The following is a 9,988-nucleotide window of genomic DNA, read 5'->3' on the forward strand; positions in this document are numbered from 1 at the left end:
TCCTGTCCGCCGGGCATCGGTCGGTAATGCTAGTCCGCCGCGGGGGCGGTGCGGCCCATAATCTCCAGTACCGCCATGGCCGCGTTGTGACCGCCGATTCCGCTCACGCCACCGCCGCGGACCGCGCCGGCACCGCACCGGAAGATGTTGCGATGGCCCGTGCCGACTCCCCAGCGAGCGGCGGGCGCGGAATCGTCGTCGGTGCGAAACGGAAAATCCAAGTCGCCGTGGAAGATATGGCCGCGTGGCAGGCCGAGTTCGGCCTCCAATTCCAACGGGGTTCTGGCCTCGATACACGGATCGCCGTTCGCATCCGTGGCGAGACAGCCGGAAAGCGGCTCGGCCAGAACGGCATCCAGTTGTCGCAGCGTCGAAGCCAGCAGTTCGTCGCGTGAGCCGTGCTCGAAAAGAGTTGCCGGAGTGTGCAAACCGAACAGGGTCAGTGTATGCATGCCCTGTTCGGCGGCCTCGGAACCGAGAATCGACGGATCCGTCAGCGTATGGCAGTAGATCTCCGATGGCGGGGCGCTCGGGAATCGCCCGCCGGCCGCCTCGCGATAGGCCCGTTCGAGCTGGTCGTATCCCTCCGCGATGTGGAACGTGCCCGAGAACGCCGCGCGCGGATCGATCTCGGTGCGCAGCCGGGGGAGCCGGCGCAGCAGCATGTTCACCTTGAACTGACTGCCCTCGGGCAGCGCGTCGACCGGCTCGCCCAACAGCCGGGCAAGGGTCGCGGGCGCCGCGTTGACCAGGACGTGGCGGGCATCGGCCAGGCCGGATTCGTCCGGCGTGTCGAACCGGACCTGCGCTGTGTCGCCGTCGGTGTCGATCCCGGTCACCGTGCACGACGTGCGCACCCGCGCACCCGCCCGCAGCGCCGCATCGGCGAGGGCATCGGTCAGCGCGCCTATCCCGCCGACCGGCACGTTCCACTCGCCGGTCCCGTTGCCGATCACGTGGTAGAGGAAGCAGCGATTCTGCCGCAACCCCGGATCGTGCGCGTGCGTGAACGTGCCGATCAGCGCATCGGTGAAGACCACGCCGCGCACGGTGTCGTCCCGGAATCGCGCCTCGACGGTTTCGCCGAGCGGCCGCTCGAACAGCATCTCCCAGGCGTCCGGATCGTCGAGCACCCGCTGTAGTCCGGTACGGGTGGGCAGCGGCCGCAGCATGGTCGGAAAGATCCGCTGCGCGGCCCGCGCGGTCGTCGCGTAGAACCGTTGCCACGCCTCGAAATCCGCATCGGATCCGGTGACCCGGCGAAAGCTCTCGCGGGTTCGTCCGGCATCGGCCGTGTCGACGAGCAACCCGGTGTCGCCGACCGGCGTGTACGACGAGATCCGCCGCTCGCGGGTCCGGAACCGCAGATCCAGATCCCGGACGATCCGATCCGGAAGCAGACTCACCAGATACGAATACCGCGACAGTCGCGCATCGATCCCGGCGAACACCTGCTCCGACACCGCCGCTCCACCGGTATGGTCCTGCCGCTCGAGGACCAGTACCGACAGTCCGGCGCGCGCCAGGTACGCCGCGGCCACCAGCCCGTTGTGCCCGCCGCCGACGATGACGACGTCATAGGAGTCGCGCATCAGCCCTGGATATCACGAATCCGCGCGACCCGCGTCCGATCCGCCGGGTGTCGCGGACTTGCGCACCAGCAGATATCCGTGCGGGCACCGCTCGTCGGGTTCCGGGGGTCGCACCATCCGGGCCACCGGGACGAACCCGTGCGGCCGCAGCATCTGCGTGAGGCGTTCGGGAGACCACCGCACCACCGGCGCCACCTTGTGGTCGTACGGTTGCCGTTCGGCGCCGTCGTCGGCCGCCTGGAACGCCAGCATGAGATAACCGTCGGCGGCCAGTGCGCGAGCGAATTCCGCGAACAGATCCGGCAATTGCTCCGGCTGCATATGAATGATGCTGTACCAGGCCACAATTGCGCCGAACCCGCCGTCGGCGACGTCCAGCTTCTCCATCGAGCCCTGTTCGAATCGCAGATGCGGATGGACCTCGCGGGCCATCCGGATCATTTCCGCCGAGGCGTCGAGCCCGAAGGTGTTCAGCCCCAACCCATCCAGATATCCGGTGATCCGGCCCGGACCACATCCCAGGTCTGCCACCGGCCCGCGGTCCTCGGCCTGTACCAGCTCCGCGAACAGCCCCAGCATCGCCTGATCGACCGGCGCGTTCACCATCGCATCCCGGAAGAGGTTGGTGTAGAGCTCCGCCACCCCGTCGTATGCGGCCGCGACCGCATCGGAATTCGCATTCACTCCGGCAGCCTACCCACGTCGAGCCCGGACCCTTCCGGGTTTCGGCGCGTAGGGTCGCGGCATGGCCACCTCGACGCAGCACCGGGAGGCGGACGGATGAGAACGCTCACCTCCCGCATCGTGTATCGAAATCCCTGGATCGAGGTCCGCGAGGACAGTATTCGCCGCGCCGACGGCTCCACCGGCATCTACGGCGTGGTCCACCGGGCGGAATTCGCGGTGGTGGTGCCGCTGGAGGGCGACCGTCTGCATCTGGTCGAGCAGTTCAGATACCCACTGGGACAACGGTGCTGGGAGTTCCCGGCGGGCGCGCTGCCGGGTGGCGAGTCCGACGACCCGGTCGAGATCGCCCGCCGCGAACTGCGCGAGGAGACCGGTCTGCGCGCCGCCGACCTCACCCACCTCGGCATCCTCGACGCCGCACCGGCCACGCTGGCCCAACGCGGCCACGCCTACCTGGCCACCGGTCTCACCGCGGGCGAACCCGAACGCGAACCCGAAGAACAGGACATGCGGTCCCAGTGGTTCGAGCGCGGCGTCGTGGAACGGATGATCCGCACCGGCGAGATCACCGACTCGCAGACCATCGCCGCCTACGGTCTCCTCCTGCTCCACGAGCGCCGCTGATCCGGCGGTGGTCAACGCCTCCGGGCTCGGAAAACGCTGTCCCGCAGTGTGATCGACTCCCCGTTCGAACGGACGACCGATCGCGTCCGGCTCTCGACCAGCTGAACATCCCAGCGATCCGGCGCCAATCCGGCGGCAATCTGCTCGGCGGTGACGTGCACGTGGGAAGCGGAGGTGTGGGCGGCCGACTCGTGATCCCCGGGGGCGTGGCCGACGATGAACAGCGTTCCGCCCGGCGCCACGGCGGCGGCCAGGCGCTCGAACAGGGCGTCGTTCGAATCGACCGGGTGTACGTAGCATGCGCAGACCAGGTCGAAGTGGTTCTCGCCCGCGTCCCACTGCGTCATATCCGCTGCGTGCCAATCGATTCGGCCGGCGATGTCGCGGCCGGCCCGATCGGCGCGCTCCCTGCCGCGCGCGACGGCCGCCGCCGCGATATCGACGGCGGTGACCCGCCAGCCCTGCCGGGCCAGCCAGATCGCCTCCGCGCCCTCACCGCAGCCGGCGTCCAGGGCCGTGCCGGGCGGCAGGCCGGCGAGTTCGCCGATGAGGTGGGGATTGGGTTCGCTCTCCGACGCCGAACCGGCGCCGTGATAACGCTGTTCCCAATAGTGCCGGTCGAATTCACGCCCGGCGGAGCCGTGCCGATGCTCGTGGTGTGCGTGGTCACCGGTCGTGTCGCCGCCGGTCGGATGGCTGCCGCTCATGTCGGCTCCTTCGGTGGGGTGCGAGTTCACAGGCCGTGGCGCCGATCGCCGAGCACGCGGTCGGCGAGCTCCCTCTCATCGTCGGCGGAGAATCCGCGTCGATGCCGTTCCACCGCCCGGCGCGTCTCCTCCTCCACCAGATCGGCATTGATCTGCGCGGCCGCGAACGCGCCCGCGGCGGCCGCCGCACCCACCTGTGCGCTCAGGTCGGTGACATTGCCCGCCGCCCACACGCCCGGAACGTCGGTGCGGCCCATCGCATCGGTGGCAATGTATTCGCCTGCGCCCGAAGGATGGTCGACAGGCTCGAGACCGAGTTTGCGAAGGATCTCGGACCGCGCGACCATGCGTGGGCCGACGGTGATCACCTCGCGTGCCACCACCGTTCCGTCGGCGAGCCGCACACCGGTGATGTGGTCCCCGGCGACCTCCAGCGCCGCCACTTCCCCCGTGATCACCGGAATACCCCGCGCGGCAAGCTTTTCCGCCTCCTCGCCGCCGGGTGCGTCCATGGTGTGGGTGAACAGGACGACATCGTCGGTCCACTGCCGGAACAGCAGCGCGCCGTGGACGGACATCGGGCCGTTGGCGATCACCCCGATCCTGCGGTCCCGGACCTCCCATCCGTGGCAGTACGGACAGTGCACGACATCGCGGCCCCAGCGTTCCCGCAGGCCCGCGACCTCCGGAATCTCGTCGACCAAGCCGGTGGTCACCAGCAGGCGGCGCGCTCGCACGGTCCGCCCGTCGGCGAGTTCGAGGAGAAATTCGCCGTCCTCGCGGACAGCGCCGGTGATCTCACCGGACACGATGTGCCCGCCGTAGCCGCGCACCTCGGTGCGGCCGCGGGCGAGCAGTTCCGCCGGCGGCATCCCTTCCCGGCCGAGCAGGCCGTGCACCCCGTCGGCCGGGGCGTTGCGGGGTGCGCCGGCGTCGACCACCGCCACCGATCGGCGGGCCCGCGCCAGCATCAACGCGCCGTTCAACCCCGCTGCCCCACCGCCGACGATCACCACGTCGTAGTTGCTGTTCAGCTCATCGGTCACCATGACCACCTCCTGGCGTCCACCGTGCCGGATACGTGGAGAACATGGCAAACATCTTTGCTGAAATGGCAAACTGGACGCATGGACGAGAACCTGGACCGAGCGCTCGACGCCGTGGGCCCGCGGCTGCGCGCACTGCGGCAACAACGCCAGACCACGCTCGCCGATCTGTCCACGACGACCGGCATCTCGGTGAGCACCCTGTCCCGCCTGGAATCGGGCGACCGCAAGCCGACCCTCGAACTGCTGCTGCCGCTGGCCCGGGCCCACGGCGTCACGCTCGACGAACTCGTCGACGCCCCGCCCACCGGCGACCCGCGCATCCATCTGCGACCGATCACCCGGCACGGGATGACCATGCTGCCGCTGACCCGGCGCGCGGGCGGCATTCAGGCCTACAAGATGGTGATCCACCCCGAGAACCGCCGCGGCGAACCGGATCCGCAGACCCACGAGGGGTACGAGTGGCTCTACGTCCTCAATGGACGTCTCCGCCTGATCCTCGGCGAACACGACCTCGTGCTGGCCCCGGGCGAGGCCGCCGAATTCGATACTCGCGTCCCGCACTGGTTCGGCCCGGCCGACGAACAGTCCGTCGAATTCCTGAGCCTGTTCGGCAAACAGGGCGAGCGCGCCCACGTGCGCGCCCGCCCCAGAGCCGGCGGGGACTAGCGTCCGGCCATATCCAGCGCGGCCAGATGGCTGAACAGCACCGATGCCCCGATCGGATTACCGCCGCCGGGATAGACGGTTCCGCTCACCGCGGCCATGGTGTTACCCGCGGCGTACAGCCCGGGAATCGGGGTGCCGGATTCGTTCAGCACCCGAGCGGTCGTATCGGTGCGCAACCCGCCCTTGGTGCCCAGGTCGGAGATGCCGAAGGCGGCGGCGTGGAAAGGCCCCTTCCGAATCGGCACCAGCGGCGACTTTCCTTCCGAGAAGGCGCGATCGTAGGCCTCGTCACCGCGCCCGAAATCCTCGTCGACGCCGCGGTCGGCGAAGTCGTTGAATCGGTTCACGGTGTCGGCCAGCGCCTGCGCCGGAACGCCGATCTTCTCGGCGAGTTCGTCCAGGGTCGCCGCACTGTGCCGCAGCCCCGCCCGCACATACTCCTCGTGATCGACCATCGGCACGTTGCTGGCCTGCACCGGTGGTACCGGGCCGGCGCTGTCGTCGTAGATCATCCAGAACGGCAGTGTCATGGAACCCTCGTCCAGGCGGGCGATGATGTCGCGGCCCAGCCGGTCGTAGGGTGCGGATTCGTTGACGAAACGCTGTCCGGCCCCGTCGACGAATATGCCCCCGGTGAACCACAGTGCGAACGCCGCACGGCCGTCGGGATGAATCATTCCCGGCGACCACCACGCCTGATCCATCAGATCGGTATCGGCGCCGACCGCCATTCCGGCCTCGTGCGCCCTGCCCTGATTTCCCCAGGGCCCCATGGTGTCCCGCGCTCGTCCGGGGACGCCGAAGCGCCGGCGCAGGTCGTCGTTGCCTTCGAAACCGCCCGCCGCCAGCAGAACTCCCTTGCGGGCCCGGATGGCGACTCGCGTGCCCTCGCGTTCCACGATCGCGCCGACCACCGCGCCGTTCTCGGTGACCAGCTCGACGAGCGGGGTGTTCAGCTGCAGCGAGACGTGGGGGTACTTCGACAGCGCCAGCAGGAACCGCCCGACCAGGGCGCGGCCGCCGATCAGATATTTCGGCTGCGGCTCGCCCAGCCGATCGGTCCCCAGCGGGCCGCGCACGGCTGCGGCGAGTTCCCCCAGCGTCGCGGCGGGCAGCGGCGCCGGAACGATATGACGCTTACCGTCGGTACGAGCCTTCGGCGCCGCCCCGAAATAATCCGGCCACGGGAACATCTGGAATTCGAAACTGTCGTCGCTCTCCAGGTACTCGATCACCCGGGCGCCGTTGCGGATATAGGTCTCCTGCAGGTCGGCGGGTGTGCGATCACCGACGACCGCGCGGAAATAGGTGAGCGCGTCCTCGAAGGTGTCGTCCACACCGGCCCGCCGCAGCACCGGGTTGCACGGAAACCACACTCCGCCGCCGCCCGAATACGAGGTGGTGCCGCCGAATTTCTCGGTCGCCTCCACCACGGCCACCGAAAGTCCCTCCCGCGCAGCGGTATAGGCGCCGGCCAAACCGCCGCCCGAACCCGCGACCAGTACATCGACTTCTTCGTTCCAGTCCGTCACCGCACACTCCCAGCACTCGTCTGTGCTCACGGTAAGCGCTCGGCGCCCACGCGTCACCGATGATCCCGATGGGCAGGAACGGGGTGGTCGCCGCGGCCGATCCGTGTCACCGCGATACAACCGGCGGTTGTGGCCGCGCGCGTGTCGGTTGTTTGCGCGCCGCCCGGGCCGATTGCTTCGATCCCCTCGATGATGAATCGTTCGCTGGGCACCTCGTTCACCCGGCTCTGGTCCGCCTACGCGGTGAGCACCTTCGGCACCTACCTGGCTCTGGATGCGCTACCCCTGATCGCGATCCGCGTGCTGCACACCGGACCGGGCGCGGTCTCGGCACTGGCCGCCGCCGGTCTCGCGGTCGGCGTGTTGCTCGCCCTGCCGCTCGGCCCCTGGGTCGAGTACCGGCCGAAACGTCCGGTGATGGTCGCGACCGATCTGCTGCGCTTCGCCGCCATGCTCAGTATTCCGGTCGCCTTCGCCTTCGGCGTACTCGGTTACGCGCAACTGCTCGTCGTCTCCGTCGTGGTGGCCGCGGCCGATATCGCCTTCCGCGCGGCGAGTGGCGCCTACCTGAAAAGCGTTGTCTCGCAGGAGGATCTGCTCGCCGCCAACGGCAGATTCGAATCCACCACCTGGACCGCGACCGCGCTGGGGCCGCCGCTGGGCGGTACCGCGATCGGATTGTTCGGTCCGGTCACGACCGTCCTCGCGGACGCGTGCAGCTATCTGCTGTCCGCCGCAGCGCTCGGCTCGATCCGCGCCGGCGAACCGCGTCCGGATCGCGGGAAGGCCACGCGCACCCGCGCCGCCGATCTGTTCGCGGGCTGGCGCTATCTGCTGGCCCATCCCGGACTGCGGCCGCTGTTTCTCAACTCCGTCGCCGTGAACGGGCTGATCATGGCGACCGCGCCGGTGCTGGCCGTGCTGATGCTCGGTCGCCTCGGCTTTCCGACCTGGCAGTACGGGCTGGCATTCGGAATCCCCTGCCTGGCGGGCCTGCTCGGCTCCCGGCTGTCGCCCCGGCTGGTCCGGCGGTACGGGGAACGCCGGATCGTCCTGGTCGCCGGCAGCCTGAGGGCCTGCTGGCCGATCGGATTGGCAGGGATCACCGCGGGGCTCGATGGTCTGGTGCTGGTGATTCTCGTCGAGGCCGGTCTCATCGCGAGCATCGGGATCTTCAATCCGGTGATGGCGACCTACCGCCTGCAGCGCACGGATCCGGGAGTGGTGGCACGCATGCTGACGGCGTGGTCGATCACCGGAAAGGCCACCACCGCGATACTGACCGCACTCTGGGGCGTGCTGGCGCAACTCACCGGCCCGCGCACCGCACTCGCCGTCGCCGGTGTGCTGTTGCTGGCCACGCCGTTGCTGCTGTTCCGAGGCGGATACGTCGACGCGGACGACGCGGTGGAACCGCAGCCGGCGCCGGAGCCGATGCGGCAGGGGTGACCGGCGACCCGGGTGCTGAGCGACCCGGGTGATGAGCGACACAGTGCCGGTCCGCTGTCGGGCGCCTAAATTCGTTAATTAGCGAAATGCCGAAGGATGGTGGATGTGCGCGACAGCGGATCGGTCCGCGCGGGAGACCTCGCGGAGGTGAGCGAGGCCGAATGCGAGATGCTCGAGGAATGCAAGGCCCTGGCCAACCGGACCAGGCTGCAGATCCTGCACTGGCTCAAAGACCCGCACGCGAATTTCGCTGAGCTGGAACAGGATTCGGCTGAACTCGGCGTGTGCGTCGGACTGATCCAGCGGCGGGCCGGAACGTCGGCCTCGACCATCTCCGCCCATCTGGCGGTACTGCAGCGCGCGGGCTTCCTCGTCGCCACCCGGCGCGGGCAGTGGACGTACTACCGCCGCGACGAGGCCCGCATCCGGCACTTCACCGACCGACTACACCGCGTGCTCTGATCCACGCACCCCCGAGTACGAAAGGCAGCGACCATGCCTACCGCCACTGGGCCCACCGCCCTGTCCATCCTCGACCTGGCGTCGGTGGCACCCGGCGCGACCGCGCGCGAGAGTTTCGCCAACAGCGTCGCCCTCGCCCAGGCCGCCGAGCGCAGCGGATATCGGCGCGTCTGGTACGCCGAACACCACAACATGCGCTCGATCGCGTCCAGCGCCACCAGCGTGCTCATCGGCCATGTGGCCGAACACACCGAGACCATCCGGCTCGGTGCGGGCGGCATCATGCTGCCCAACCATTCCCCGCTGGTCATCGCCGAACAGTTCGGCACTCTCGAAACGCTCTTCCCCGGCCGCATCGATCTCGGCCTCGGCCGCGCGCCCGGCAGCGATCAGAAGACGATGCTCGCCCTGCGCCGCGATCCGCATTCGGCCGACTCGTTCCCGCAAGACGTTCTGGAGCTGCAGGGATATCTGAGCGGCCGGTCGCGGATCCCCGGGGTGGAGGCCGTGCCGCGTGCGCAAGGCATCGTGCCGCTCTACATTCTGGGTTCCTCGCTGTTCGGCGCCCAGCTCGCGGCGCATCTCGGCCTGCCGTACGCGTTCGCATCGCACTTCGCACCCGACGCACTCCACCAGGCGGTCCAGGTCTACCGCGAGAAGTTCCAAGCCTCCGAACAGCTTTCCGAACCGTATGTGATGGCCGGCGCCAACGTGTTCGCCGCCGAGACCCACGACGCGGCGATCGCGCAGAAGACCGTCTCCTACCGGGCCCGCGCCCGCATGATGATCTCCCGCGGCGCCGGCACGGCGACCTTCACCGACGCGGAGATCGACGCCTTCCTCGCCTCTCCGAACGGCGCCCAGCTGTCCTCGATGACGCGCTACACCGCCGCCGGCACCGCCGACGAAGTGCGCGACTACCTCGACGAATTCGCCGCCTCGATCGGAGCCGACGAGCTGATTCTCGTCCACCACGCCACCGATATCGCCGACCGCGTCCGATCGGTCGAACTGACCGCGTCCGCGATGCTCGCCGAGCGAGCGGCCAACTGAAACGGCCGGGCCCGTTGCTACGGGCCCGGCCGTTGTCGGCTCACCTGGGGTCGGCTACTTCGTGGCCGTCGTGGTCGGCGCCGCCGACGTGGTGGTCGGCTGCGTCGTCGTCGGCTCGGTGGTCGTCGATTGGGTGGTGGGCGACTGGGTGGTGGTCGGTGCCG

At 69.1% G+C, this 9,988-nt stretch carries 10 protein-coding genes; 5 read left to right on the plus strand and 5 right to left on the minus strand.

The annotated features are described in order from the left end of the window. Positions 1-29: 29 nt before the first annotated feature. The gene (locus A5789_RS14845; protein ID WP_064906331.1) at positions 30-1,592 is read right to left on the minus strand and encodes an NAD(P)/FAD-dependent oxidoreductase; all 1,563 of its coding nucleotides are present in this window, start codon (positions 1,590-1,592) and stop codon (positions 30-32) included. Between the two features lie 12 nt (positions 1,593-1,604). Next, a complete protein-coding gene (locus tag A5789_RS14850) occupies positions 1,605-2,276 on the minus strand; it encodes a class I SAM-dependent methyltransferase (RefSeq protein ID WP_064906333.1) in 672 nt (223 codons plus the stop codon). 96 nt (positions 2,277-2,372) lie between these two features. Here A5789_RS14850 and A5789_RS14855 point away from each other — a divergent pair, with 96 nt between their 5' ends. Then, positions 2,373-2,903: an NUDIX hydrolase gene (locus A5789_RS14855; RefSeq protein WP_063014322.1), complete on the plus strand. Its 531-nt coding sequence runs from the start codon at positions 2,373-2,375 to the stop codon at positions 2,901-2,903. 11 nt (positions 2,904-2,914) lie between these two features. Here A5789_RS14855 and A5789_RS14860 read toward each other — a convergent pair whose 3' ends face one another. Both A5789_RS14860 and A5789_RS14865 read right to left on the minus strand, forming a co-directional pair. Further along, a complete protein-coding gene (locus A5789_RS14860) occupies positions 2,915-3,610 on the minus strand; it encodes a class I SAM-dependent methyltransferase (protein ID WP_082940730.1) in 696 nt (231 codons plus the stop codon). 26 nt (positions 3,611-3,636) lie between these two features. Continuing rightward, entirely contained in the window at positions 3,637-4,659 is a 1,023-nt protein-coding gene (locus A5789_RS14865) for an NAD(P)/FAD-dependent oxidoreductase (protein ID WP_064906391.1), read from the minus strand. A gap of 78 nt (positions 4,660-4,737) precedes the next feature. Between A5789_RS14865 and A5789_RS14870 the strand changes: the two genes are divergently transcribed. Beyond that, the gene (locus tag A5789_RS14870; RefSeq protein WP_063014320.1) at positions 4,738-5,328 is read left to right on the plus strand and encodes a helix-turn-helix domain-containing protein; all 591 of its coding nucleotides are present in this window, start codon (positions 4,738-4,740) and stop codon (positions 5,326-5,328) included. Here A5789_RS14870 and A5789_RS14875 read toward each other — a convergent pair. Next, positions 5,325-6,860, minus strand: coding sequence for an FAD-binding protein (locus A5789_RS14875; protein ID WP_063014405.1), 1,536 nt, complete (start codon positions 6,858-6,860; stop codon positions 5,325-5,327). The two genes, A5789_RS14870 and A5789_RS14875, sit on opposite strands and share 4 nt — an antisense overlap. A 189-nt stretch (positions 6,861-7,049) precedes the next feature. On the opposite strand from A5789_RS14875, the gene A5789_RS14880 reads away from it, so the two are divergent. The 3 genes from A5789_RS14880 (at position 7,050) to A5789_RS14890 (ending at position 9,824) form a co-directional block, all read left to right on the plus strand. Further along, positions 7,050-8,309: an MFS transporter gene (locus A5789_RS14880; protein WP_064906335.1), complete on the plus strand. Its 1,260-nt coding sequence runs from the start codon at positions 7,050-7,052 to the stop codon at positions 8,307-8,309. Between the two features lie 105 nt (positions 8,310-8,414). Continuing rightward, entirely contained in the window at positions 8,415-8,771 is a 357-nt protein-coding gene (locus tag A5789_RS14885) for a helix-turn-helix transcriptional regulator (RefSeq protein ID WP_227463096.1), read from the plus strand. Between the two features lie 33 nt (positions 8,772-8,804). Then, positions 8,805-9,824 carry an LLM class flavin-dependent oxidoreductase gene (locus tag A5789_RS14890; protein ID WP_064906337.1) on the plus strand — a complete coding sequence of 340 codons (1,020 nt, stop codon included), beginning with the start codon at positions 8,805-8,807 and terminating at the stop codon, positions 9,822-9,824. The last annotated feature ends 164 nt before the right edge of the window (positions 9,825-9,988 follow it).

This window comes from Nocardia sp. 852002-51101_SCH5132738 (assembly GCF_001665695.1).
GTDB classification, from domain to species: Bacteria; Actinomycetota; Actinomycetes; order Mycobacteriales; family Mycobacteriaceae; genus Nocardia; species Nocardia nova.

Excerpts from the sequence above, each read along its gene's own strand:
- A5789_RS14845 (WP_064906331.1), bottom strand. The coding sequence starts at position 1,592 with ATGCGCGACTCCTATGACGTCGTCATCGTCGGCGGCGGGCACAACGGG.
- A5789_RS14855 (WP_063014322.1), top strand. The coding sequence starts at position 2,373 with ATGAGAACGCTCACCTCCCGCATCGTGTATCGAAATCCCTGGATCGAG.
- A5789_RS14860 (WP_082940730.1), bottom strand. The coding sequence starts at position 3,610 with ATGAGCGGCAGCCATCCGACCGGCGGCGACACGACCGGTGACCACGCA.
- A5789_RS14865 (WP_064906391.1), bottom strand. The coding sequence starts at position 4,659 with ATGGTGACCGATGAGCTGAACAGCAACTACGACGTGGTGATCGTCGGC.
- A5789_RS14870 (WP_063014320.1), top strand. The coding sequence starts at position 4,738 with ATGGACGAGAACCTGGACCGAGCGCTCGACGCCGTGGGCCCGCGGCTG.
- A5789_RS14880 (WP_064906335.1), top strand. The coding sequence starts at position 7,050 with ATGATGAATCGTTCGCTGGGCACCTCGTTCACCCGGCTCTGGTCCGCC.
- A5789_RS14890 (WP_064906337.1), top strand. The coding sequence starts at position 8,805 with ATGCCTACCGCCACTGGGCCCACCGCCCTGTCCATCCTCGACCTGGCG.